A 26623-nucleotide genomic window follows, 5' to 3' on the forward strand; every position below is an offset into this window, starting at 1 on the left:
CAATATGTCAATGTCATTCCTTCTCATCTTCTCAAGGAAGATGTTCCGAATATATCCTTAGAAAGGAGGTGATCCAGCCGCACCTTCCGATACGGCTACCTTGTTACGACTTCACCCCAATCATTTGTCCCACCTTCGACGGCTAGCTCCATAAATGGTTACTCCACCGGCTTCGGGTGTTACAAACTCTCGTGGTGTGACGGGCGGTGTGTACAAGACCCGGGAACGTATTCACCGTAGCATGCTGATCTACGATTACTAGCGATTCCAGCTTCATGTAGTCGAGTTGCAGACTACAATCCGAACTGAGAACAACTTTATGGGATTTGCATGACCTCGCGGTTTAGCTGCCCTTTGTATTGTCCATTGTAGCACGTGTGTAGCCCAAATCATAAGGGGCATGATGATTTGACGTCATCCCCACCTTCCTCCGGTTTGTCACCGGCAGTCAACCTAGAGTGCCCAACTAAATGCTGGCAACTAAGTTTAAGGGTTGCGCTCGTTGCGGGACTTAACCCAACATCTCACGACACGAGCTGACGACAACCATGCACCACCTGTCACTTTGTCCCCCGAAGGGGAAGGCTCTATCTCTAGAGTTTTCAAAGGATGTCAAGATTTGGTAAGGTTCTTCGCGTTGCTTCGAATTAAACCACATGCTCCACCGCTTGTGCGGGTCCCCGTCAATTCCTTTGAGTTTCAACCTTGCGGTCGTACTCCCCAGGCGGAGTGCTTAATGCGTTAGCTGCAGCACTAAGGGGCGGAAACCCCCTAACACTTAGCACTCATCGTTTACGGCGTGGACTACCAGGGTATCTAATCCTGTTTGATCCCCACGCTTTCGCACATCAGCGTCAGTTACAGACCAGAAAGTCGCCTTCGCCACTGGTGTTCCTCCATATCTCTGCGCATTTCACCGCTACACATGGAATTCCACTTTCCTCTTCTGTACTCAAGTTTCCCAGTTTCCAATGACCCTCCACGGTTGAGCCGTGGGCTTTCACATCAGACTTAAGAAACCGCCTACGCGCGCTTTACGCCCAATAATTCCGGATAACGCTTGCCACCTACGTATTACCGCGGCTGCTGGCACGTAGTTAGCCGTGGCTTTCTGATTAGGTACCGTCAAGATGTGCACAGTTACTTACACATTTGTTCTTCCCTAATAACAGAGTTTTACGATCCGAAAACCTTCATCACTCACGCGGCGTTGCTCCGTCAGACTTTCGTCCATTGCGGAAGATTCCCTACTGCTGCCTCCCGTAGGAGTCTGGACCGTGTCTCAGTTCCAGTGTGGCCGATCACCCTCTCAGGTCGGCTACGTATCGTCGCCTTGGTAAGCCATTACCTTACCAACTAGCTAATACGGCGCGGGTCCATCTATAAGTGATAGCAAAACCATCTTTTACTTTAGAACCATGCGGTTCCAAATGTTATCCGGCATTAGCTCCGGTTTCCCGAAGTTATTCCAGTCTTATAGGTAGGTTACCCACGTGTTACTCACCCGTCCGCCGCTAACTTCAAAGGAGCAAGCTCCTTATCCGTTCGCTCGACTTGCATGTATTAGGCACGCCGCCAGCGTTCATCCTGAGCCAGGATCAAACTCTCCATAAATGAATTATGATGTTTGATTAGCTCATAAAATACTAATTTGTGTGTTATCTCTAACACGTTTGAACCAACAATTTAATGTTGCGTTCGGAATTAACGTTGACATATTGCAATTCAGTTTTCAATGTTCATTTCTTAATCACAAGACTTAATTATACAGGTTATGACTCAGAAAGTCAAGAACTTTTTAAAATTAATTTTCGTTGTGTTTCGTATTTCTTTTTGTGTTTGTCGTGTTGTTTCGCTCTACTAGTAATACTATACACGCATAAAATCCTTTTAACAACTGTAAAATTTACACTCTAACCCTCTCACAATAACCTATGGGCATTAATAAACATACTTTATTACATTTATTCTTATTAAAGTTCGTTTTATGCTTAATAAATATCTAAAAGCACCTTAAAAATATAGAAAACCCCTTGTTATGCGTACTTTAAATTCTTTTACCTTTTTTAATTTTGTTTACAAATAATTAAAGCTACCTATATAGGTAGCTTTAATCGTTCATATATATGTTTAATAGCGTACTACATCTCTGTTCGGCCCATAATCGCTTTCGATAATGTAACTTCATCAGCATATTCTAAATCGCCACCTACAGAAAGACCTTGAGCTAATCTCGTTACAGTAACACCAATTGGTTTTACTAATCTCGAGATATACATTGCTGTAGATTCACCTTCTAAGTTTGGGTTCATCGCTAAGATAAGTTCTTTAACTTCTTCATCTTTCAAACGATTAATTAAACTTGGTATATTGATATCTTCTGGTCCAATACCATCCATTGGAGAAATAGAACCATGTAAGACGTGATATAAACCTTTATATTCACGCATCTTCTCCATAGCAATAACATCTTTATCATCTTCAACTACACAAATGATTGTGCGATCTCTCTGTTTATCTTGGCAAATATAACATGGATCTTGTTCAGTTATATGTCCACACTCACTACAATAGGTAAGTTCTCGTTTAACATCCACTAAAGATTTGGCAAATTGGACAACATCGTCTTCTTTCATATCTAATACATGAAACGCCAGACGTTGAGCTGTCTTTGGCCCAATGCCTGGCAGTTTCATGAAACTGTCAATAAGTTTCGAAATCGGTTCAGGATAGTGCATATGATCACATTCCAGGAATGTTTAAGCCTTGAGTGTGCTTGCCTAAGCGTTCTTGTGTAAGTTCATCAGCTTTATTCATTGCTTCATTCGTTGCAGCAATCACTAAGTCTTGTAACATTTCAATATCGTCTGGATCTACAGCTTCTTCTTTTATTTCTACATCTAGTACTTCTTTATGGCCTGATACTGTTACAGTAACCATGCCACCGCCAGCTGTACCTTGAACTTTTTCTTCTTTTAATTTCTCTTGCTCTTCGCCCATTTTCTTTTGCATTTTTTGCATTTGTTTCATCATTTGTTGCATATTTCCGCCACCGCGCATAAATTTTTCCTCCTTGAATCTTCTATATCATTTTTATGGTTATTCTTTCGTTTCATTATACATGCCTTTTTATTCATTGTCATGTATCACTCTTCATCTATTACATTTACAGTACTTTCGCCAAATAAATCTTTAGCTTTTTGAACAACATCAACTTCTTCCGCTACTTCTGGAGTAGAAGGTTGGCTATTACTTTCACCTTCTGTTGAGGTGCTGCTTTTTCTATTTTGTAGATACTCTGTTCTAACTCTCATCCATTGATCGGCAGGTACACCTACAACTTTGACTGTTTTGTCGATGATTTTACAAACAACATTCTCAATATTTTCCCGTTTTTCATCATCTTTATTAACAATTTCGCAGTGTATTTCTTCTTCAAACTTAATCAGAACATGCGTTTCACTTGCTGCAACAGGTTCTGAATTTTGCAAGAGACTCACTAATGATTTCATATCATTGCCTTTCGCGTGATTAATAACCTCTTCCCAATGGTCTTTCAATTGTTTAATATCATCTTTATTGGCTTTATCCAATACTTTAGCAATCTGTTGCATAGAAAAAGCGTTCTTAGACTGCCCACCTTTGTTGGTAGTTCGTTTAGTCTGTTGAGGCGTGTTACTAGCAGTCACACCTTGCGCTTTTATTGTCTTCAATTCATTTTCTAACTGTTCCATTCTTTGCAACAGAACATCATTGTTAGGTTCTGTTGCAATACCTGTAGTCACTACAGTTTGAACACTCTCGGGTTTTTCTTTTATCATTTCAGCGATTTTAACTAGTAATACTTCGAAATGTACACTTTGGTTTACACTGAATCGAATCGAAACAAGCGTATCATTGATGATATCAATCATTTTGTAAAGAACATCTAAATCAAAATGCATTAATGCATCATATTCAGTTTCTCCATTAGATGTCTTATTCATAATCGTATCTCTCACAAAGTAAATCATATCGTTAATCAAACGATTGACTTCTTTCCCTTGTGCTATGAATTGGTGGTAAGTTGAAAAAGCGTTTTTTACATCACCTTGAACTACTTCTTTAAGCAATTCATTTAAAGCATTGGCATCTACACTACCAGTTACGTTCAGTGCATCTTGTAACGTGAGATGCTCATCTCCAAAAGCAATAGCTTGATCCATGATACTTAACGCATCACGCATACCGCCTTCTGATGCCTTCGCAATAAATTTCAATGCAGCAGTATCGTATTCAATTTCTTGTGAGTTCGCTACAAACTTTAAGCGTTCAACAATTTCATCTTCACTAATCGCTTTAAAATCAAACCTTTGTGATCTTGAAATAATCGTCGGAGGTATTTTGTGAGGTTCTGTTGTCGCTAATATAAATATTGCATGTGCTGGTGGCTCTTCTAATGTTTTAAGCAACGCGTTAAAAGCACCCGTTGTTAGCATGTGTACCTCATCTATAATATATACTTTGAATTTCGATTCACTAGGTGCATATTTAACTTTATCTCTAATGTTTCTTATCTCATCTACACCGTTATTACTTGCAGCATCAATTTCAATGACATCTGAATTCGTTCCACGCGTGATACCCTTACATATTGCACATTTATTACAAGGTTCACCATCGGTACGTTCAAGGCAGTTTATGGCTTTTGCGAATACTTTTGCAATACTCGTTTTACCTGTCCCTCTAGGTCCGCTAAATATATAAGCATGGGATTGTTTACTTTTAGCAATCGCATTACGTAGTGTCTTAGTTACATGCTCCTGACCCACAACATCTCCAAAGCTTTGCGGTCGGAACATTCTATATAAAGCTTGATAATTCACTTTCGCACCTCCAATAGCATTCATCAACTATTATAGCATTGTACTTTATACTTTGAATATCAATTAAAAGATTCTGGATAAACCACTTTCCCATTAGGTTGCTCTGTTAGTTGTTCCCAAAGGAATTTGACCATAAATTTTTTTGAAGGTAAATCAAATGGGCTATATATATTGTATTGTTCCATTTCTTCATAACCTAATTTTCCGAAATACTCTGGTTCCCCTAGGACAATAATTGTAGTATAACCTTGCGCTTTTGCTCGTTCTTCTGCTGCTTGCGTGAGTGCCTTTCCCAATCCCATGTTTCTATATGTTGTTAAAACAGAGAGTGGTGCTAATGCTAATGCAGTGAAACTTGTTTCTTCATTAACGATTTGAATTTCTGATAACATAATATGACCGATAACTTCACCATCGTCATTTTTAGCTACAACTTCTAGTTCATAGTTATATTCTAAAGTTTTTCTCAATTTCACAACTAACGCTTGCTCATCATGCTGTGACTCAGCGACATCTTCAAACGCAGATTTTATTGTTTCTAAACTTGTATCATAATCATTTTCAGTTAAAGTACTTAAGTATATTTGCATTGATATCCCCCATGCAGCGTTTAATTTTAAAACTTTGATTCAACAACACCGGCTTTATGACAAGTTTTAAATGATACCATTATCCTATCAAAGTATTCCTTATATTTTAATATAAAAAAAGAGCGACTGCTATCAAAAGATACGTCGCTCAGTATTTATATAAGTTTATTTCATTATTTGAAAATTTAAAACCGTGCACCTTCACTTCGAATGTGTATCATAAACGTAACCAAAGTCGTTAGCTAAATCCCGGCAACCCTACGGCACATACGATAATCCACTTAATGCTGCTTCCGTCAGGACCTGACATGGTTCGTGGGTTCATATTGCATAGGACCGAGATCTTCAAACACTACGTGCTTTGGGCAGACTTCACAAAAACACACCCTTAGCAAAGGAATTCAGTCTCGCGTAAAGCGGATTTCGAGTACAGGGAACCGCTACCTCCCCACTTAGCACGGCAAAATATATCATACTATAACTTAACAACTGATTGCAAGTATAACCTATCCTAAACACTATATCTTGATTATATAATTCACATTATAGTCATTTTATGATAACTCATTTTACCTTTTATGGCGTCTAGAAAAATCATTGAATTTAAACTCTGTAGCTAAGTGTTTCGAAACATTATATTGGAATATTGTAGTGTCTTTCAAATGTACAATACCTCGAACTGTTGCCGTATACGGCGGAACTACATCGCCAAATATTTCTTTTTCTATTTCTCCGAAGCTTTCAAACGTAATCGACTTATTAGAGTAACTAATTTCTAATCCTAATATATCTTCTATATATTCATATAGTGATGCTTTAGCAATCTCCGAAGTAAGGTTCGGAACAATTGCTTCTATTAAGTAGTCTTCATCTATAATCTTCACTCTATTTTCTATTTTCCTAATTCGAACAATATGCCACAATACTGTTTCTTGTCGAACATTCAATGCCTTTTGCACTTTCGGTACTTCACCTGCAGTTATCTTTTTAAGCACCTTGACGTCAGTTTCATGTCGCAACCCTAATCCTTGTTGAACTTCTCTAAAACTGGTTAAATCCGCAAAAGGAAACTCTGTTAATCCTTGATAGATAACAACAGAACCTTTACCGCGTATCTTTTGAATCATACCATCTCTCACTAATAAGTTTAGTGCTTTACGTACTGTTTCACGTGAGGCGCTATAGGTTTCTACTAATTCATGCTCAGATGGCAATTGAGCGCCATACGATATGCGTGACTCTATGATGTCTGTACGTATTGTTTCATATATCGTAATAAATTTTTTCAGTGTCATACGCGATTACTCACTGCCCTTTTATAAATTATTGTGCAATTACAATTGCGCCAAATCCATCAATTAATTCATTTGTTACTTCGCCGCATTGAATAATAATTTCTCCATCAATAACTAAGTCTTCTGGAATTGATACTTGTTCATTTGAAAAGTTTGCAATAACAAGCCATGTTTCACCATTATAATGACGTTTATAAACAAATAACTCACCATGCTCCATGTATAATGGTTCTATACTACCATACGTAATAATATCGTGTTCATGACGTAATTGAATCAAATGTCTATAAGTGTGCAATATAGATGTTTCATCTTTAATAGCCGCTTCAACATTAATTTTATCAAAATTATTTGGGATATCAATCCAAGGTGTGCCTGTAGTAAAGCCAGCATTCTCTGCATCAGTCCATTGAACTGGTGTTCTTGAAGTGTCACGCGATTTTTGTCCTAATATAGTAATGATTTCTTCCTCTTTATAGCCTGCAGCTTTCATATTTTGATAAGCATTTAAAGATTCAACATCACGATATTGATCGATTGTTTTGAACTTCGGATTTGTCATGCCAATTTCTTCACCTTGGAAAATATAAGGCGTGCCTTGTAACATATGCAAACAAATCGCTAACATCTTACCACTTTGTTTGCGCATTGGTTCAGACGAATCATCACCAAAACGTGAAACAACCCGTGGCTGATCATGGTTACACCAGAATATCGCGTTCCAACCGCCGCCTTCATAAATACCGAGTTGCCATTCCATAAGTATATCTTTTAATTTATGGAAATCTAATTTAGCGTTTGTCCATTTTTCGCCATCGCCGTAGTCTACTTTTAAATGGTGGAAATTAAAGACACTACTTAATTCTTGGCGCTCAGTACTTGTATATTTAATACAATGATCTATTGTAGTTGAAGACATTTCGCCAACCGTCATTATGCCTTTATCTCCAAAAGTACGACGATTCATTTCATTTAAATACTCATGTACGTTCGGGCCGTCTGTATAAAATTCTTTACCAATTTTTTCAGAGTCTTTAAACTCACCTTTAGAAATCAAGTTAAGCACATCAAACCTAAATCCATCTACACCAAAATCAATCCAGTGGTTAACGATGTCATATAAAGCATCTCGTACCTCAGGATTATCCCAATTTAAATCAGCTTGAGTTACGTCAAATAGATGCAAATAATATTCATCTGTTTTTTCATCATATTTCCAAGCATTGCCGCCGAATTTTGACTCCCAGTTTGTCGGCGGTTGATTATCAGCTGATCTTCTGAAGAAGTAATAATCTCTAAAAGGACTTTCTTTATCTGCATATGCTTCCTTAAACCACTCATGTTTTGTAGAGGTATGATTAATTACAATATCCATCATGACTTTTAAATCACGTCTATGTGCTTCATTTACTAGGGTTTCAAGATCTTCTATTGTTCCAAATTTTTCATTAATTTTGTAATAGTTACTAATATCATAGCCATTATCGTTCATTGGCGATTCATATACTGGCGTTAACCAAATGTAATCCACACCTAGATATTGTAAATAATCTAATTTTTCAATAATACCTTGTAAATCACCTTCGCCACTACCTGTTGTGTCATTAAATGATTTTGGATAAATTTGATAAACAACTGATTTTCTCCAATCATGATGTGCCATAACAATTACCACCTTTTCTTTTAGTGTTTTCAAAAAGAAACTCGCTAATCAATTTTAGCGAGTTTAATTGTACTTATCTATATAACTCAGATTATTTTTCAACCATTTCTTTTGTTTCTTCTTTACTAAATCTTGATAGAACAACAGTTAAAATTGCTGGTACCACAATTGCTAAAAGGGTACAAATAGCATAAATTAACCAGAAATCCTTTTGGATAGAAATAATAGCAGGCACGCCACCTACGCCTACACTACCAAGCACACGACTTGCACCTATAATACCACCTATCACACAAGATGTTGAAATCGCTGCTATAAATGGGTATTTTAGTGGTAAGTTCACCCCGAATAATGCTGGTTCTGTTACACCTAAGAAACCTGAAATACCTGAAGTCATAGCAAGACCTTGTTCTTTTCCCATTTTACGTCTTCTATAGATAAACCATGCGCCAAATGCTGCTGAACCTTGACAAATGTTAGAGATTGCAAGAATCGGCCATAGGTATGTGCCACCAAGGCTACTTCCCATTAATTGGAAATCTACTGCTAAGAACATATGATGTAAACCTGTAATAACGAGTGGTGCATAGAACAAACCATAGAGTGCGCCACCTAACCAGCCAGCATGTTCAAAGACAAATGTCACGCCTTCTGTAATTCCCGTACCAAGCCATAATGCAACTGGACCAATGACTATAAATGCTAAGAAACCTGTAATCAATAACGCCACTGGCCCTACCACTAACATTTTAATTGAATCATGAATATATTTATTTAAGAATTTCTCAATTTGTGCTAATACATAAGCTGCAAGTAAAATCGGCAACACTTGTCCTTCATAGTTCAATTGCTTAATTTCTAAACCGAAAATATCCCAAGTAGGAATATTACCACTAGCAATATCGTATTGTGAAGCTAGTTGTGGATTCATTAGAATTAATCCCAATACTAGACCAAGTATTTGACTCCCACCAAACACACGCATACTACTCCAACCGATTAATGCCGGTAAAAATATGAATGCTGTACTTGCAATTACATTGATAATATTAGAAATATCTCCAAGTTGAGGAAATTGTTCTACTAACGGTTTAGGACCAAATAGCCCTTCCATCGTAAGTAAATTATTAATCCCCATAAGTAAACCAGCAGTAACAATTGCCGGTAAAATTGGAATAAATATATCCCCCAATAATTTAATCAATCTTTGAACCAGATTACCTTTTTTAGCCGCTACAGCTTTCGCGTCGTCTTTTGACGCTTCACCTACACCTGTTTCTTCAATGAATTGTTTGTAAACTTCATCGACTGTACCTGGACCAATGACAATTTGATATTGATTATCAGCTTTAAATTGTCCTTTTACTAAATCGTTATCACCCAATCTATCCTTATCTACTTTATCATCATCTTTCAAGACAAGTCGCAAACGTGTTACACAGTGCGTTGCTGTGTCCAAGTTGTCTTTGCCCCCAATAGCTTTGACTATATCTTGCACATCTTTCTTTTTAACTGCCATGATGATTCACTCCCCTTTTCTTTTAACATCACTGAAAGTATAACTTGTATAGACAAGTTTTGCAAAGGCTTTCATACTAATTTAAAAAACAATGTTATTTTCACGTTTTTGTATAATAATTTCAATTCTAGTTCAGTAAATTCATTTAATTAATACAAAACAACTTAAAATGGCAAATAAAAAAGGCAAGCGCTCAATACATGATTGATCACTTGCCTACTCTATTTTTTAGTCTTAGTTTTATAATATTATGGCGGAGGAAGAGGGATTCGAACCCCCGCGGGCCGTTAAGCCCCTGTCGGTTTTCAAGACCGATCCCTTCAGCCGGGCTTGGGTATTCCTCCAAATAAATATATTATTTATAATATTATAGCCCGTTTCAAAAGTCAATTAAAATTTCAGCACTATACAAGTGCTTTTTCTTTTAAGTAAGCATCTACTGAATCTGCAACAGCTCTTCCTTCTTGAATAGCCCAGACCACAAGACTCTGTCCTCTTCTCGCATCGCCCGCTGCAAATATATGTGGCTGATTCGTTCTAAAGTCTTTATTATCAGCCACAATTTTGTTACGTGCGGTTTGAATATCAAAAGCATGAGGAACGGTCGTTTCTGTACCGACAAAACCAATAGACAATAAGACTAGATCTGCTGGCCAGTGACGTTCTGTACCATCCACTATGACCATACCATCTTCTGTTTCTTCAAGTATTTGAGTATAAACACCTTTTACATTACCGAGACGATCAACATCATAACGCATCGTTTGTACACCATATGCACGTGGTTCAAAACCAAAACGTGACTCATATTCTTTGTGTGCGTAATCCATCTTGAACACAGGCATTGCCAATGGCCAGTATGTGTTTTCATCAAATGTAATCTCTTCTGGCTGCTTTGTGTATTTATTAAACTGAACGATAGATTTACAATTTTCACGCAGTGCTGTCGCTACACAGTCAGCACCTGTATCACCAGCACCAATCACAATAACATTTTTTCCTTTAGCTGAAATCTCAGGTTCGTTGATTTCTTCATTTAAAAATTGACCTTGTTCATTTAAATAATCCATTGCAAAGTGAATTCCAAATCCCATACGTCCTTCTAAAGGTAAATCTCTCGCATTTTGTGATCCTGTGCAGAGTATAATTGCATCGTGTAGTTCATTTAATTCATCACGACTCACATCTACACCGATTTCTGTATCTGTCATAAACTCGATACCTGATTGTTTCATCACTTCAATTCTACGACGTACGACATCTTTATCTAATTTCATATTAGGAATACCATACATTAGAAGCCCGCCCGCTTCATGTGCACGTTCATATACTATTACTTTATACCCTAGTTTATTCAGTTCATCTGCTGCTGTTAACCCAGCTGGACCACTGCCGACAATTGCTACTGTTTCGGATTGACGATGCTTAGGACTTGTTGGTTTAACCCAGCCATTTTCATAAGCTTCATCAATAATCGTGCGCTCAATACCTTTGATAGCAACAGATTCACGATTAATTTTCATCACACACGATTGTTCGCAAGGCGCAGGACAAACGCGCCCCGTAAATTCTGGAAAGTTATTTGTCTCGCTCAAGCGTTCATATGCTGTTTTAAAATCTTTTCTATAAACGAGATCGTTCCATTCCGGGATATAGTTCCCAATTGGGCAGCCGATTGTTTCTTTTCCATGAGGTTCGCCCGTTTGGCAAAATGGCGTCCCACAATCCATACAACGTGCACCTTGTTCTGCTGCTTCATCTTTAGTAAACCTCTGTTGAAAGGCATCGTGATTACTTATACGTTCAACCAATGACAATTCATCTAATTGTTGTTTGTCATAATTCATAAATCCTTTGAATTCGCCCATGACAAATCCCCCTTTATGGTTAATATACGGCAGTCTGCTGTTGTTCTGATGCTAAGCTTGTACGTTTATCATTAAATGCATTCAACAAAGCTTCATCTAACTCACTCGAATCACGTTTTTGTAATTCTATTTTTTGCATCATTAATTTATAATCTTTCGGAACTACTTTGACTACTTTTTGTGCCACATTTTCAAAATCATTTAAAATAGCTTGTGCTTTTATACTCTGAGTATATTTAACATGAGCTTGTAGCATATCTTTCAAAACTTCACGCTCTTCTTTTACACTAATGGTATCGAAATCTAAACTATCTAATTGATGTTCTTTTTTAAAACCTTCAACGTCTGATGGGAAAATATAGCTCACACCACCACTCATACCTTGGCCAAAGTTTTTACCGACATCTCCAAGTATAACCACACGTCCACCAGTCATATATTCAAGCCCGTGGTCGCCAATACCTTCTACGACCGCTTGTACACCACTATTACGGATACAAAAACGCTCTCCTGCCTTGCCATTAATGTACGCTTTACCATGAGACGCGCCGTAAAAACAAACGTTACCAATGATAATTTCATTTTCACGGTATTTATTCGGTGCTTTCACAATGATTTTACCGCCAGACAAACCTTTGCCAACGTAATCATTTGCGTCACCTGTATGATGAATCGTTAAGCCATTAGGGGTATATGCTGCTAAGCTTTGTCCACCATGACCCTGTGTTTGTGCATAAATCGTATCTTCAGGTAAACCTTCAGATCCATGAATTCTAGTAATTGCACTGCCAGTGATTACACCTACATCTCTTTGTTCATTTTTCAATTTATATTTACCTGTAAATGCTACACTGTTTTCAATAGCCGTTCGTGCGTCAGGATACAATCTCGTTAAATCAAACCCTTCATCAAGATGATGATTTTGTTTTATTTTATTAAATCTGGCACCTTCATGTTGATACAATAAAGCTTCAACATTCATCGTAGCTGCTTTCGAGCGACGCGATGATAACTGGCTACTGCGTTGCAGTAAATCCGTTCTTCCTACTAATTCCTCGACTGATTTCAAGCCGAGTTCAGCTAATATTTCTCTTAATTCTTCCGCTACAAAATGCATGAAATTAACTACATGATCTGCTCTCCCATTGAATAACGCACGTAAATCTTGATTTTGTGTAGCAATACCTACTGGACATGTATCCTTATGACATACGCGCATCATAATACATCCCATAACCACTAACGGCGCAGTGGCAAAACCAAATTCTTCAGCACCTAAGGCACATGCATAAGCGACATCTTTACCAGTAAGTAGTTTGCCATCCGTTTCTACTTTCACTCTTGATCTTAAGCCGTTCATCATTAAGGTTTGATGCGTCTCTGATAGACCAATTTCCCATGGTACCCCTGCATGTTGAATACTCGTTTTAGGTGATGCACCTGTCCCACCATCGTAGCCACTGATTACGATTTTATCAGCGTATGCTTTCGCGACACCTGCCGCAATCGTACCGACACCTGTTTTAGAGACAAGTTTAACTGTAATATTTGCATCTTTATTCGCATTTTTTAAATCGTGAATTAATTGTGCTAAATCTTCTATCGAATAAATATCGTGATGTGGCGGTGGTGATATTAAACCAATACCTGGTGTAGAACCCCTTACTTCCGCAATCCACGGATATACTTTCGTACCTGGTAATTGTCCGCCTTCCCCTGGTTTAGCGCCTTGCGCAACTTTAATTTGTATTTCTTTTGCATGCTGTAAATAATCACTCGTTACTCCAAAACGACCTGAAGCAACTTGTTTAATAGCACTTGAACGATTTCTACCTTCTTCATCTATCACAAAACGTTCAGGATTTTCGCCACCTTCACCACTATTACTTTTACCGCCCATTTGATTCATTGCTTCTGCAAGTGTTTGATGTGCCTCTTCTGAAATCGAACCATAACTCATCGCACCAGTATTGAAGCGTTGTACAATCTTACTCGTAGGTTCAACTTTATCGATATCTATTGATGCCTGCTTTTTAAATTCCATCAAATGACGAATATGGTCTGTTCGCTTGTGATTAACTTCATTTGAAAATGCTTTGAATTTTTCATAATCATTTAAGCGACATGCATGTTGTAATAAGTGTATCGAAGTTGGATTAAACGCGTGATGTTGTCCTTGTTTGCGCCATTGGAACGTACTACCTGATTCAATGTACTCACTCTCAGGTGTTTGTCTCGCTTTATTTTCTTTATCAATTAAATCCATTGTTATCCCAGATAACTTGGATTGTGTGCCAGTAAAATATTTGTCTACAATATCATTTGAAAGTCCTACAGCTTCAAAAATCTGTGCCCCTTGATAACTTTGAACTGTAGAAATACCCATCTTAGCCATCACTTTGATGACACCCTCAGACAAGGTATGTGTATAGGTCTGAACATTTTCAGAAATATCCCCTTCTAAACGTTGGTCAAAGACCAATTGTTCAATCGTACGTTGAGCTAAATATGGTACTACCGCATTTGCACCATAACCTAATAAGCATGCAACATGATGTACTTCTCTTGTTTCGCCCGACAAAGCAACAATACTCGTACGCATACGTAGACCTTCTCGGATAAGCAATTGATGAATATGACTCACCGCAAGCAATATAGGCATTGCATAACCATTTTCCGTTACAAGTGTACGATCATCTAATACTAAAATTTCACTACCTTCTTTAACAGCGAATATCGCTTTACCCCCCAAAGTGTCTAATGCTACTTCTAAATCATCTTTATAAACAGTTGATAGATGTTTTACGTTAAATCTACTCTGCTCAATTTCCTCAAGTTGCGCTTCAGTCATCACGGGACGTTTAAGCTGAATTCTATTTAATACATCCTCATTAGGATTTAACAAATTTCCTTCGCTGCCTAAATAAGCTAACTCACTCGTGACAATTTTTTCACGATAAGCGTCAATAGGTGGGTTAGTTACTTGAGCGAATAGTTGCTTGAAATAATTAAAAAGTGTTTCGTTTTTTTCATTTAATACTGCAATAGGTACGTCATAACCCATTGCACCGATTGGATCTTTTTTGTTTTCAACCAGTTCTGTCATGTATTTATCCATTTCTTCTTTCGTATAGACAAATTGTTTTTGCAATCGATTCAATGTTACATCATCCCACTCGGAGGACTTATACGTCACATTTTCTAAATCCAAATCTACTTTAAACTGGTTTAACCAACTTTCATAAGGCAGTTCGTCTGCGATATTTGCTTTTAGCTCATTATTTTCAATCACTTTATGTTGGTTGAAATCAACGAGTAATAACTTTCCAGGATTCAACTGACCTTTAAAAGCAACGTTTTTTTCAGGTACATCAACTACGCCAACTTCAGATGAAAAGACAATGTAATTATCTTTCGTTATTGTATAACGTCCTGGTCTTAAGCCATTTCTATCAGTTAAAGCACCAATCTTGTCCCCATTACAAAATGAAATCATCGTCGGTCCATCCCATGGTTCCATTAAATAACTATAAAACTCATAGAAAGCACGTACATTCGCATCGTTGGCTTTGTTATATAACCAAGGTTCTGGAATCATGAGCATCGCTGCTCTTTCAGGTTCCATAGCTAAAGATAAAAATTCTAAAGCATTATCGACTATAGCCGAGTCACTGCCATCTTCATCAATAATTTCTTTCACCTTGTTTTTTTCGTCACCAAAAATAGTCGAAATCAGCTCATCTTGTCTAGCGCGCATCCAGTTTACATTACCTTTAATCGTATTGATCTCACCGTTATGCATAAGTAATCTATTAGGATGTGCACGTTTCCAACTCGGAAAGGTGTTTGTACTGAAACGCGAATGAACAAGCCCTAATTTCGAAATATAAGATTCGTGATTCAAATCTTGATATAAAGCCTTAATTTGATCCGAACGCAACCATCCTTTATATACGATTGTTCTGTTCGACAGACTTGTAAAATATAAATCTAGCAGTTGCTGGTTCGCATAATTTTCAATTTGTTTTCGCGCTAAAAATAATTTACGATCAACATGTGAAACATCATTTAATGCCACGAATACTTGTTGAATAAAAGGCATGGTATCGGCAACATGTGAAGCAATTGCATTGATGTCTACAGGTACATCTCTATAACCAATTACACTTAATCCTTCCGCTTCAAAGTGTGCATTAAACTGTGCCTCGTGCTGAGAACCTGCAATTTGTTCATTTGTAAAAAACATTCCAACAGCATATCGACCTTCTTCAGGCAAATCAAAGTCAGTTTGTTTTGAAAAATAATTGTAGGGCACTTCGGTCATAATCCCTGCGCCATCACCTGTCACACTGTCCGCACCAAGACCACCACGGTGATCTAACCTACGTAGCATCTCCAATGATTTTTCGACAATATCATGGTTCCTTTTGTTATCCATATTGGCATAAAAGCCAATACCACATGCATCATGTTCCTCACGACTATCATATAAGCCAATTTTCTTATTGTATTCAAGCATGATCTTCACCTCTTTTTCGAAAATTCTGAATATTAAATTAGTAAGTAAACTATATAGTAGTTGATCAATCTGTTCAATATATAAAATAGATGATATTATTCTAATTATTAGAACATTTTTAAATTTGGGGGGATATAATGGAAATTAAACAACTAAAATACTTTATAGAAGTCGCAAAAAGAGAGCATTTATCAGAAGCTGCACTTGAATTGGAAATTGCACAGTCTGCAATAAGTCGTCAAATAACGCACCTCGAAAAAGAATTACAAGTTAAATTATTTAATAGAGAAGGACGCAATATTTATCTTACTGATGAAGGAAAGCAGTTATTTTCAGAAGCAACTAAAATTATAGATCAATTGGACGAAACTGTCCGCCTATTTCACAAACAATCAGAGTCCAATCATTTTATAATCCGTATTGGTTATATTGAAAGTTATATCTCACAAGTACTCACTCTATTAATACAGTCTTTCGAAAATCAGAGCGATTCAATTGTCGAACCTATTCTAATGGAAGAGAGTGAAATTTTAAATGCTTTAACCACAGATCAAATCGATATTGCATTTACTGACTTATCAAATGACATAAAGCAAAATTCCGAACTAAAAGTAAATGCTTTGTTCGAGGAAAACTACCACATCTATGCCCCTAAAGACGCACCAATTACTATGGCAACTCATCCGCCTCTTGTTCAGTTTTCAAACAAAATAATTTACGAACTTTACCCATTACCTCTGCATATCAAGCAAACATTAGCCAATATTGTAGTAAAACCTATCCGTACCATTACCCACCCACAACTCGCACAATATATTTTAAATAAAGAGCGTGGATATATTATCGCAGCTTCCTATCACCTACTAGAGAAGAACCCTGATAAATGGGTCGACATCTCTCTCGGACATACAGAGCTAAAACGCACAATTTGTAGTGTTTTGCGCCAAGATAATCGTAAAAATGACATTCGCTTAATGCTTTCAATGATTGAGCAATTGTTAAGTCGTAGTACAACATATCACTAATTTAAAATTTATACGCAAACCTATAAATCGTTGAATTCAACATATGAGACGCGTATAATCGCATTGTCTATAAAGAGAGGATTGAAATAGAGCGATGCCAATCAAAAAACTACTTAAACGCCCTTTCAATTGGGTATTATTGTTGTTTTGCATCATATTTATTGGGTTGTTTATTTTCACATTTGTAAACGCTAAATTTTACGATACACCCATTGCTCAAATTACAAACATTGAAAATAAATCTACATCTAAAACCATGGATGACCATCATAATAGTGATATAAAACACACAGAAACCTTGAAACTTACAATTTTAAATGGAAAATTCGAAGATCAAACTGCAACGATTCCACACGAATATTATGAATCTCAAGCAGATAGTGAAAAATTTTCTAAAAATAATAAAGTCTTACTACATATCGATAAACATCCAAATGGCGCATATATTTTAGAGAAAAAACGCGATAGCCTCGTAGTAGCCATGACGGGTTTATTTTTATTAACTGTACTTCTTGTAGGCAGGAAAATCGGGCTTCAATCCATTTTATCTTTGGCAATTAACACAGCCGTCGTCATTCTAGCGATTTATATTTATAACCAATTTCATATTATGACTTTATTCAGTTTAATGAGTATCGGCGTTATCATATCAACTATATTAACCTTACTGTTAGTTACTGGTTGGCAATGGCGAACGCTCATTACTATTGTTAGCACCTTGCTTGGCACCTTTATATCCGTTGGGTTAACACAATTCGTAATTCAAATGACTGATGGCGAAGGCTTAAAATTTGAAACGATGAGTTTCTTAACTTTACCACCTAAAGAAGTCTTTCTCGCATCGGTAATGATTGGGTCACTTGGTGCAGTAATGGATGTCGCCATTACAATTGCAAGTGGGATGACTGAAATCCTACGTCGAACACCCAATATTAGTATGACACGTTGGGCGCTTGCTGGACGAAATATTGGTCAAGATATCATGGGGACTATGACCAACATTTTACTCTTCTCTTATTTATCTGGAAGTTTACCTATGTTACTTATTTATTTAAAAAATGCAAATACTATTACCTACACAATTTCTATGAATTGGTCGTTAGAAATTTCCCGGGCAATTACAGGCGGTATCGGTATTGTCTTAACAATTCCTATTACAATATTATTGATGCAAGTATGGTTCAAAATGCGAGGTGCTAAACAATGAGTGCAATAATAATTTTAGGCATCATACTTTTCATCCTCATGCTTATTTTTGGTGGTAAAAAAGGATTAATCTCTTATCTGACATTATTTTTAAACTTTGTCATTCTATTAATAAGCTTGATTATCATTATGTTTGGCGCACCGATTTATCTTGTAACCTTAGTATTTTGTATCGTTATCGCAGCGTGTAATCTATTTGTACTTAATAGTTATAATACCAAGACACAAGCAGCTTTTTACGCAACGATTCTAACAACAGTCATCTTGATTGCTGCCATCTACTTTTCTGTATCTATCGGGAACCTACAAGGATTCACAACTGAGCAACAAGATGAAACGTACATTTTCTCAATGAATATCGGTATAGACATGGTTAAATTCATGGTCTTCACCATAGTCCTTGCAGTCATTGCTGCAGTCATTGATTTAGCTATTACAATCAGTTCTCCAATGTATGAATTAAGTGAGACCAACCCTGATTTAACTCAAAAAGAACTATTTTATTCTGGAATGCGTGTGGGCAGAGAGATCTTAGCCACATCAGCTAATACAATTTATCTTGCTTATTTTGGAGGGCAACTCACATTATTTTTCTGGTTTTTCAAATTAAATTATTCCTTTGGTCACATCATTAATTCTAAAATATTTGCTCAAGAATTTATCTCTATTTTATTAGGAGGTATTGCGGTTGCTATAAGCATCCCTATTACAGCCTTGCTATCCTCACTATTAATCAAAAAGGAAAATAAAATGAAATCACCTATAAATCATACATCTAAATAAACTAAAATCACTCATCTAATATTCAATACAAGATGAGTGATTTTAGTTTATTTTTCTTCAATCCATTAAGGTAACTTATTAAATTTATTTAACTCTCCACTGAAATAAGCACGTTCTCCGTGGACAACATAATCCAAACCTTTTACCTCTTCAACTTTATCTGTGCCTAAAGCGCTAAATAGCATTATTAATTTTGCAATTAAAAACGTCAAGCAACCGCTAAAAACAACCGTCACAAAGACTGCAATGAATTGTACCCAAACAGTTTGTATATTGCCACCAAAAAGTAATCCATTTACAATTTCGTCATTCACTTTATGAGATTGAAAGACACCTGTTAAAATTGCACCGACAATACCACCAATACCATGTATACCAAAAGCATCCAACGCATCATTATATTTTAGTTTTATTTTAATATAGTTAATTGCGAAATAACAACTAACGCCACCAATCAACGCCATCACTATTGCACTCATGTAATCTACAAAACCAGCAGATGGTGTAATTGCTACTAAACCAGCTAACATTCCCGATAACATACCAATCAAACTTGTTGTTTTTTTCATAAAATATTCCATAACAGACCAACCAAGTGAACCTGCGCTTGCTGCGAGTACAGTATTCACAAAGGAAGTCATCGCGATATCATTAAAAGTTAAGGCACTGCCCACGTTAAAACCATACCAACCTACCCATACCAATATGCCACCTATTAGTGTAATAATAAGATTATGTGGCGGCCGTTTTTCAAAGTTTTTTCCTGCACCTATCATAACCGCTAGTACAAGTCCTGATATACCTGACGTAATGTGAACTACTGTACCTCCTGCATAATCTATCGCACCTAATTGATCAATCCAGCCGCCACCCCACACCCAATGTGCAACTGGACTATAAACTAAAACGACCCATAAAAACACAAAAATTAAATAGGGTATAAACTTCATTTTTTCTGCAATTGATCCTGATAAAATCGATACAGCAATTGTACAAAACATTAATTGAAACAGCATAAAAAGCGCTATAGGCACATGTGTAGCAATATCACCTTGTGTATTAAATCCAACTTGTTTTAAACCCAAGTATGTAAAGTCTCCTATAATAGTATTTCCAGAACCAAAGCTCAAACTAAAACCTAAAATAACCCACGCGAATGTCACAACAACAATCGCAGACATACTTTGCATAACTGTATTTAACACATTTTTAGATTGTACAAGTCCACCATAAAATAAACTCAACCCTGGCGTCATTAGCCATACAAGTAACGTACACAAAAATAAAAATAAAGTATCATTCATATTCATCTAATCACTCCTTTGACCAAAATCATACCCCCGGTCAAAGTGGATAGCAAAAATGCGTCATGTAAATTAACACAGTATGTTAACTTACATGACGCATTTTTAAAATTCATTATATTTGTTGTTGCAAGATATAAACAGGTCTACCTTCTAATAAAGTTTCACCTACTTCGTTATAATGACACTGTTGATATAATTTTTGAGCTACTTCATTATTGTCGTTGACCGCCAGACAAATTTCATCAATATTCGGAAAATGGTGATGTATATACTCTGGTAATGCTTGAATAATTTGTTTTCCATAACCACGTCCTCGATAGTGTGCGTCTACACTAAAAGACCTAAAAAACATCGCATTTTCATTTAATGAATAAGGTGCTACACCTGCACCTTCATGCAGTGTAAAAAAACCTATACATTGTTGCCCCTGGTTGTATACGAGTACAGGATGACGTTCCGAGTCGCGTTGCGCTAGTTCAATGTTCACTTTTGGTGTTTTAGTAAATTGATGGTCTCCTGGCTTAATAGTGATCTGTTCAATATCTGATACCAGTTCTGCACTATATGGAATCATACATATATTCTCTAATTGTTCATTGACCCAAGTCACTACTGCAGGGGCAATCTTTTTATACTCTAGCTTATGTATCCATTTTATATCTGTGATTTCTTGGTCAGTTTCAACATTAGACCAATCTATTTGTTCTGTTGTATAAAAACAATTCAGTTCTGTCTGTTCATTGTGCTGTGGATAAGCATCTCCAATAACTGTATCCATATAAATGAGCGAGTTTTCCGGTACATCAACTTGCAGTTCTTCTTTCAACTCTCTTTGTAATGCTTGTTTATAAGTTTCACCATCATCTATTTTACCGCCTGGAAAATAATATTTTTCTCTATTTCTAGCTTGTACTAGTAGTAATTCGTCATTTTCTTCAACAACTAAACAAACACATTTAATCATAACTACGCACTCCAAACGTATTTCATTTTTTATTTTATATAGAAATAATCGTACCATTTTCAAACTAACAGCGCTTATGTTATCATATTTTATTATTCGAGAACATCTCATTTAGAGAAACATCACAGTATTGAAAATATATTCACTTTCAAAATGGAGGATACAATAAGAATGGCTAAAAAACCAAAAATCAATCGCATTTCTAATACAATTAATTTTGTAGGTATTACCGTAGAAGGCTTCAACTGGTATGCCTATCAATCAAAAAACAAAAAATTACTTTACGCTAGCATGGCGATCACCAGCGCAGGTGCCGTACTTGATTTTTATACAGCATTAAAATCACCACGTAAACTCGTTAAAGTTTTTTCAACATTCACAGCAGCTAGCACATTATTCACGACTATTAAACGTGTACAATCTATACGTAAAGAAGCATAATCTATCATTTTCTGTAGTAAAAACCGTTTCACAACTAATTACTATAAAATTAATCTGCCGACAGGGATACTCACTCTGTTGGCAATTTTTCTATTTAAAACAACATAAAAGTGCCTCTAACGTATCCTTTTTAAATACATCAGACGCACTTTTCAAATTAATGAATATATTTATATGAACTTACTTGTGATGCAGGAATTGTTCTGTATGTTACAATACCCGGCGATGCACCGTAATTCATTTCTGAAATAGTAATACTACCGTTAGAATTAATAGATTCTACAAATGCAACATGACCATAATAACCTTGGTCAGATTGTAAAATAGATCCCACTGTTGCCTTATGGTCAACTGTATAACCATCAGCTGCGGCACCAGTATCCCAACTATTAGCATTCCACCAATATGTGCTAATGCCTTTACCAATTTGCGCACGTTTGTTAAATACGTGCCATGTGCATTGGCCCCAGTCATACAAATTAGAATGATGGAATATCGGCGTGTTATAACCCGTAGAGCCAGATGAACCTGATCCGCCAGTTGCAGCCGTCCCTGAAACTTTCAACTTCTGTCCCGGATAAATATTAGTATTTGATAAACCATTTAAACTCATGATTTTTTGGTAAGTCGTGCCATATCTTACAGCGATTGCTGATAATGAATCGCCTGATTTCACTGTATATGTCATTGTACTGCCACTGCTCGTCACACCTGATGAACTTGAACCACCAGTTGAAGCTGTTCCCGACATCTTCAACTTCTGTCCTGGATAAATGTTAGTACTTGATAAATTATTTAAACTCATGATTTTTTGGTAAGTCGTACCGTTTTTAGCAGCAATACCTGATAACGTATCTCCAGATTTTACTGTATATGTTGATCCTGATGATGTATTTGTTGAACCAGAAACTTTCAATGTTTGGTTAGGAAAAATAACGTTAGACGTCAAATTATTCAACGATTTCAATTTTGAAATTGAAATATCATATTTATTCGCTATGGACCACAGGGAATCCCCGCTCTTAACTTTATAAGTTGTTGCAGCATCGGCATTTACTGAAGTTACAGCCGCTATTGCGCTTGTCCCTATTACAGTTGCAATTATTTTTTTACGCACTTATGTAAACCTCCCAATATTTCTTTTTACATTTTATCATTCATTGCTCACTATATTATTATACAACTTAAAGTTGCGCATGAGTATATTATTTATATGACATTCATATTACAAAAAAGAATTACACGTAATATGAATGTCCCCATGCTTCCCTATTCATTTAATGCTGTTCAAATGTTTTAATTCGAATATCATCTATCCCAAAGTAATCACTTAGTAATGTTTGATAATTATTTTGAGTTACTGGCATTTTTTGAACTTCCCCATTCTTTGCTATTGTTAAATGTGCATTAGATAATGTAACTCTGCCGTATGTTTTGGCTTTACTAACCAATAATTTTTTAACAAAAATAGAGTCTGCATGATGCTGATTAAATTCAATTCCCGCCGCAAAGTCTTTGAGTGTTTTAGATGTATCAATTGCTCTATATTGTGTTTCCCAATTATCTTTTTTATACTTTTGCATTTCAATCGTGCCCGTATCAACATGTATAACTTGAAACGTACCATTTACATCGTTCACTTCATTTTGATTCTCAATAAGTGGCATTGCTTTCTTAGGTACATCCGCATAACCAACATCGACCAGATATTTATGATAATCCAAACGTACAATTAAAGCCATATGAGACCCTTCCATTGCCCATCCTTCACCGGTATTAATAGTTGCAGAAATCATATAAACATCAAAACCCTTTCCCTTTAAAAAGCTATAAAACAATCTATTTTGTTCATAGCAAAAACCACCTCTGTGCTCTTGAATGATTTTATGAAGCATGGTTTCATCATCTAGTGCGATAGGTTGCTTATTTTGAACATTGATATTTTCAAATGGCACACAAAGTACATATTGGTGAATATAATAGTTCAACGTCTCTAAATCAGCTTTATTGTAATAATCGGAATTAATATTTAAGTACGCTTCCAATCGTTTAAAGTTTGTCATTTACTATTACTCCTTTTAACACGATAGTCTATTACTTATACACTAATATTTTAGCCGACATAATACGCTTCAGACAAACAGACTGTTTTATGTAGTGAGTCAAATAATTTATGTCTTCATCTTAAAATGTTGTAGTTTCATAAATACTTAAGATTCACATTCTGCTTTCGTATAATAGATGTTATGATAATTTATATAAATCATTTTAATATTGACATGAAGGAAATATACCGATACTGTGTATATTCAATATCATTTTTCAATTTACTTAGCGTATATAGTATAATTTTTTAAAAAGTGCTCTACTAATAGCTCAGCAGCCTTATGTAGCGCAGTGATTTTAAATTCTTAATCATTTTATATTCTATGTAGATTACATTAAGAAATATATTAAATATATTTAGCTAACAAAACATTTGATTATTTTAAATTTTCAGAGTATTCATACAATATAGACTTATTAATGGGGGTAATTTTTTGACTAAAGAAACAGAACATACAGAAGAGAAAAAAGATTTGCGTATCCGCAGTAAAGTCATTAGTGAAGGTGTAAGTCGTACACCTAACCGTTCATATCTACGTGCACTTGGCTTTGAAGATGAAGATTTCAAAAAACCAATGATTGGTGTAGCAAGTACATGGAGTGAAGTAACACCATGTAACATGCATATTGATGGTTTAGCACGTGCATCTAAACAAGGTATTAGTGAAGCCGGCGCCTCACCACTTATTTTCAATACCATTACTGTCTCTGACGGTATTTCAATGGGCACAGATGGCATGCGTTTCTCACTACCGAGTCGTGAAGTTATTGCTGATTCAATAGAATCTGTAGTAAGTGCAGAGAATTTAGATGGCGTTGTAGCTATTGGTGGTTGTGATAAGAATATGCCTGGTTGTATGATCGGCATTGCACGTCTTAATTTACCTGCTGTTTTCGTATTTGGTGGCACGATTATGCCAGGTAAATTAGATGGTAAAGACCTCGATGCAGTTTCAGCATTTGAAGGCGTAGGTCAGTACAATAACGGAGAAATCGAAAAAGAAGCATTACATAAAGTAGAATGTGCAGCATGTCCTGGAGCAGGCGCTTGTGGTGGTATGTTTACTGCAAACACTATGTCTTCAGCTATTGAAGCGATGGGGATGAGTTTACCTGGAAGTGCTTCACATCCAGCTGTATCGACAAATAAAATGAAAGATAGTAGAGCTGCCGGAAAAGCTGTTTATAAATTATTAGAACAAGATATTTATCCTAAAGACATCATGACAAAAGAAGCGTTTGAAAATGCAATCACAGTTGTTATGGCCTTAGGTGGTTCTACAAATGCTATTTTACATTTATTGGCTATTGCACATACGATTGAAGTAGATTTGACACTTGACGATTTTGAAAGAATTCGTAAACGCGTGCCACACATTGCTGACTTAAGACCAAGTGGTAAATACGTTATGGCACATCTTGATGAAGCAGGTGGTATCCCTGGAGTAATGAAATTACTTTATGACAATGGCTTAATCCATGGCGACTGCTTAACAGTAACTGGTAAAACTGTTGCCGAAAACTTAGAAAATGAACCTGGCTTAACTGATAATAAAGAAATTATTGATTTTGATAATCCTAAACATGCGACAGGACCACTTGTTATCTTAAAAGGTAACCTTGCACCAGAAGGCGCAGTTGCTAAAATTTCAGGTTTAAGCGTAACTTACATCAAAGGACCTGCACGCGTATTCGATTCTGAATCTAAAGCGACAAAAGCTATTCTTAATGACGATATTAAACCTGGTGACGTCGTAATTATCCGTTATGCTGGTCCTAAAGGTGCACCTGGCATGCCTGAAATGTTATCCGCATCATCTATTTTAGTAGGTAAAGGATTAGGCGAATCTGTTGCTTTAGTCACAGATGGTCGTTTCTCAGGTGGTTCACATGGTCTCGTAATCGGACATGCTGCTCCCGAATCAATGGTAGGCGGACCAATGGCCTTACTAGAAGAAAACGACACGGTTACTATCGATGCTGAAAATCTTGAAATAAGCTTTGATGTATCAGATGAAGAAGTTGAACGTCGTAGCCAACAATGGCAAGCACCACCATTAAAAGCTACACGAGGTACACTCGCAAAATATGCTAAACTCGTGTCTTCTGCTTCTAAAGGTGCTATTACAGACTAATATATTAAAACATTTCCACCCACTTTAACTAAAGCATTATCATAATGAACTTTTACTGTTCTCTATGGTAATGCTTTTTCTTTTTGAATGTTTTAAAAAAAGAATAGCCAAAAACACTTTTGCATGCGTTATCGTTTTATTTTTTGAATGATTGTCACTTATGAATGATTTTTTACTATATAAGAAATTCCAAACAAAATTAAGCACAATTATATTAAATTGAAGATAACAAATCAAAGCGAGGTGAGTTATATGAGCGTTATCATTGATATCGTCAAAAAAATTATCGGTTTATTCACTGGCAAATAATTGCTAAAATTGATTTGAGAGCGCGCGA

18 protein-coding genes, 1 tRNA gene, 1 rRNA gene and 1 other RNA gene are annotated in these 26623 nt (G+C 36.3%); 5 read left to right on the forward strand and 16 right to left on the reverse strand.

The annotated features are described in order from the left end of the window. Positions 1-61 precede the first annotated feature (61 nt). The 12 genes from ACA31_RS01185 to gltB all read right to left on the reverse strand — a co-directional run bounded on the left by ACA31_RS01185 (position 62) and on the right by gltB (position 16319). Positions 62-1614, reverse strand: a 16S ribosomal RNA gene (locus tag ACA31_RS01185). A gap of 527 nt (positions 1615-2141) precedes the next feature. After that, the gene (gene recR / locus ACA31_RS01190; RefSeq protein ID WP_002505985.1) at positions 2142-2738 is read right to left on the reverse strand and encodes a recombination mediator RecR; all 597 of its coding nucleotides are present in this window, start codon (positions 2736-2738) and stop codon (positions 2142-2144) included. A 4-nt stretch (positions 2739-2742) separates the two neighbouring features. Further along, on the reverse strand, positions 2743-3060 hold the full coding sequence (locus tag ACA31_RS01195; RefSeq protein WP_002484224.1) for a YbaB/EbfC family nucleoid-associated protein: 318 nt from the start codon (positions 3058-3060) through the stop codon (positions 2743-2745). Positions 3061-3146: 86 nt separating this feature from the next. Beyond that, on the reverse strand, positions 3147-4865 hold the full coding sequence (gene dnaX, locus ACA31_RS01200) for a DNA polymerase III subunit gamma/tau (protein WP_057511565.1): 1719 nt from the start codon (positions 4863-4865) through the stop codon (positions 3147-3149). A 59-nt stretch (positions 4866-4924) separates the two neighbouring features. Continuing rightward, on the reverse strand, positions 4925-5455 hold the full coding sequence (locus ACA31_RS01205) for a GNAT family N-acetyltransferase (RefSeq protein ID WP_057511566.1): 531 nt from the start codon (positions 5453-5455) through the stop codon (positions 4925-4927). A 191-nt stretch (positions 5456-5646) separates the two neighbouring features. Continuing rightward, positions 5647-5916, reverse strand: an RNA gene (ffs, locus tag ACA31_RS13010) — signal recognition particle sRNA large type. Between the two features lie 108 nt (positions 5917-6024). After that, complete coding sequence (gene treR / locus ACA31_RS01210) at positions 6025-6750, reverse strand: trehalose operon repressor (protein WP_057511567.1); 726 nt, start codon at positions 6748-6750, stop codon at positions 6025-6027. Between the two features lie 28 nt (positions 6751-6778). After that, the gene (treC, locus tag ACA31_RS01215) at positions 6779-8413 is read right to left on the reverse strand and encodes an alpha,alpha-phosphotrehalase (protein WP_057511568.1); all 1635 of its coding nucleotides are present in this window, start codon (positions 8411-8413) and stop codon (positions 6779-6781) included. 91 nt (positions 8414-8504) lie between these two features. Beyond that, the gene (treP, locus tag ACA31_RS01220; protein ID WP_057511569.1) at positions 8505-9932 is read right to left on the reverse strand and encodes a PTS system trehalose-specific EIIBC component; all 1428 of its coding nucleotides are present in this window, start codon (positions 9930-9932) and stop codon (positions 8505-8507) included. Between the two features lie 251 nt (positions 9933-10183). Next, a tRNA-Ser gene (locus ACA31_RS01225) sits at positions 10184-10276 on the reverse strand. Between the two features lie 60 nt (positions 10277-10336). Further along, positions 10337-11800: a glutamate synthase subunit beta gene (locus tag ACA31_RS01230; RefSeq protein WP_057511570.1), complete on the reverse strand. Its 1464-nt coding sequence runs from the start codon at positions 11798-11800 to the stop codon at positions 10337-10339. Positions 11801-11819: 19 nt separating this feature from the next. Beyond that, positions 11820-16319, reverse strand: a complete 4500-nt coding sequence (gene gltB, locus ACA31_RS01235) for a glutamate synthase large subunit (protein WP_057511571.1) — start codon at positions 16317-16319, stop codon at positions 11820-11822. 137 nt (positions 16320-16456) lie between these two features. On the opposite strand from gltB, the gene gltC reads away from it, so the two are divergent. The 3 genes from gltC to ACA31_RS01250 all read left to right on the forward strand — a co-directional run bounded on the left by gltC (position 16457) and on the right by ACA31_RS01250 (position 19333). After that, positions 16457-17344, forward strand: coding sequence for a glutamate biosynthesis transcriptional regulator GltC (gene gltC, locus ACA31_RS01240; protein WP_057511572.1), 888 nt, complete (start codon positions 16457-16459; stop codon positions 17342-17344). 94 nt (positions 17345-17438) lie between these two features. After that, a complete protein-coding gene (locus ACA31_RS01245; protein ID WP_057511573.1) occupies positions 17439-18551 on the forward strand; it encodes a YibE/F family protein in 1113 nt (370 codons plus the stop codon). Further along, on the forward strand, positions 18548-19333 hold the full coding sequence (locus ACA31_RS01250) for a YibE/F family protein (protein ID WP_057511574.1): 786 nt from the start codon (positions 18548-18550) through the stop codon (positions 19331-19333). The genes ACA31_RS01245 and ACA31_RS01250 overlap by 4 nt, the downstream gene beginning before the upstream one ends. A 65-nt stretch (positions 19334-19398) precedes the next feature. Here ACA31_RS01250 and ACA31_RS01255 read toward each other — a convergent pair whose 3' ends face one another. Continuing rightward, positions 19399-20643, reverse strand: a complete 1245-nt coding sequence (locus tag ACA31_RS01255; protein WP_057511575.1) for an ammonium transporter — start codon at positions 20641-20643, stop codon at positions 19399-19401. 109 nt (positions 20644-20752) lie between these two features. Continuing rightward, complete coding sequence (locus tag ACA31_RS01260) at positions 20753-21604, reverse strand: GNAT family N-acetyltransferase (RefSeq protein WP_057511576.1); 852 nt, start codon at positions 21602-21604, stop codon at positions 20753-20755. 171 nt (positions 21605-21775) lie between these two features. Here ACA31_RS01260 and ACA31_RS01265 point away from each other — a divergent pair, with 171 nt between their 5' ends. Beyond that, positions 21776-22045 (forward strand): hypothetical protein, encoded by a 270-nt coding sequence (locus tag ACA31_RS01265; protein ID WP_057511577.1) that lies wholly within the window; start codon positions 21776-21778, stop codon positions 22043-22045. Between the two features lie 157 nt (positions 22046-22202). Here the strand turns inward: ACA31_RS01265 and ACA31_RS01270 are convergent, their stop codons facing one another. Further along, complete coding sequence (locus ACA31_RS01270; RefSeq protein ID WP_057511578.1) at positions 22203-23162, reverse strand: LysM peptidoglycan-binding domain-containing protein; 960 nt, start codon at positions 23160-23162, stop codon at positions 22203-22205. Positions 23163-23322: 160 nt separating this feature from the next. Then, a complete protein-coding gene (locus ACA31_RS01275; RefSeq protein WP_057511579.1) occupies positions 23323-24108 on the reverse strand; it encodes an arylamine N-acetyltransferase family protein in 786 nt (261 codons plus the stop codon). A gap of 477 nt (positions 24109-24585) precedes the next feature. On the opposite strand from ACA31_RS01275, the gene ilvD reads away from it, so the two are divergent. Next, the gene (gene ilvD / locus ACA31_RS01280) at positions 24586-26286 is read left to right on the forward strand and encodes a dihydroxy-acid dehydratase (RefSeq protein ID WP_057511580.1); all 1701 of its coding nucleotides are present in this window, start codon (positions 24586-24588) and stop codon (positions 26284-26286) included. Positions 26287-26623 lie beyond the last annotated feature (337 nt).

The sequence above is a fragment of the Staphylococcus sp. NAM3COL9 genome, assembly GCF_001431205.1.
In the GTDB taxonomy this organism is placed as follows: domain Bacteria; phylum Bacillota; class Bacilli; order Staphylococcales; family Staphylococcaceae; genus Staphylococcus.

Excerpts from the sequence above, each read along its gene's own strand:
- ACA31_RS01250 (WP_057511574.1), top strand. The coding sequence starts at position 18,548 with ATGAGTGCAATAATAATTTTAGGCATCATACTTTTCATCCTCATGCTT.
- ACA31_RS01260 (WP_057511576.1), bottom strand. The coding sequence starts at position 21,604 with ATGATTAAATGTGTTTGTTTAGTTGTTGAAGAAAATGACGAATTACTA.
- ACA31_RS01245 (WP_057511573.1), top strand. The coding sequence starts at position 17,439 with ATGCCAATCAAAAAACTACTTAAACGCCCTTTCAATTGGGTATTATTG.
- treP (WP_057511569.1), bottom strand. The coding sequence starts at position 9,932 with ATGGCAGTTAAAAAGAAAGATGTGCAAGATATAGTCAAAGCTATTGGG.
- recR (WP_002505985.1), bottom strand. The coding sequence starts at position 2,738 with ATGCACTATCCTGAACCGATTTCGAAACTTATTGACAGTTTCATGAAA.
- gltB (WP_057511571.1), bottom strand. The coding sequence starts at position 16,319 with ATGCTTGAATACAATAAGAAAATTGGCTTATATGATAGTCGTGAGGAA.
- treC (WP_057511568.1), bottom strand. The coding sequence starts at position 8,413 with ATGGCACATCATGATTGGAGAAAATCAGTTGTTTATCAAATTTATCCA.
- gltC (WP_057511572.1), top strand. The coding sequence starts at position 16,457 with ATGGAAATTAAACAACTAAAATACTTTATAGAAGTCGCAAAAAGAGAG.
- ACA31_RS01195 (WP_002484224.1), bottom strand. The coding sequence starts at position 3,060 with ATGCGCGGTGGCGGAAATATGCAACAAATGATGAAACAAATGCAAAAA.
- ACA31_RS01265 (WP_057511577.1), top strand. The coding sequence starts at position 21,776 with ATGGCTAAAAAACCAAAAATCAATCGCATTTCTAATACAATTAATTTT.
- ACA31_RS01230 (WP_057511570.1), bottom strand. The coding sequence starts at position 11,800 with ATGGGCGAATTCAAAGGATTTATGAATTATGACAAACAACAATTAGAT.
- ACA31_RS01255 (WP_057511575.1), bottom strand. The coding sequence starts at position 20,643 with ATGAATATGAATGATACTTTATTTTTATTTTTGTGTACGTTACTTGTA.
- ACA31_RS01275 (WP_057511579.1), bottom strand. The coding sequence starts at position 24,108 with ATGACAAACTTTAAACGATTGGAAGCGTACTTAAATATTAATTCCGAT.
- treR (WP_057511567.1), bottom strand. The coding sequence starts at position 6,750 with ATGACACTGAAAAAATTTATTACGATATATGAAACAATACGTACAGAC.
- ACA31_RS01205 (WP_057511566.1), bottom strand. The coding sequence starts at position 5,455 with ATGCAAATATACTTAAGTACTTTAACTGAAAATGATTATGATACAAGT.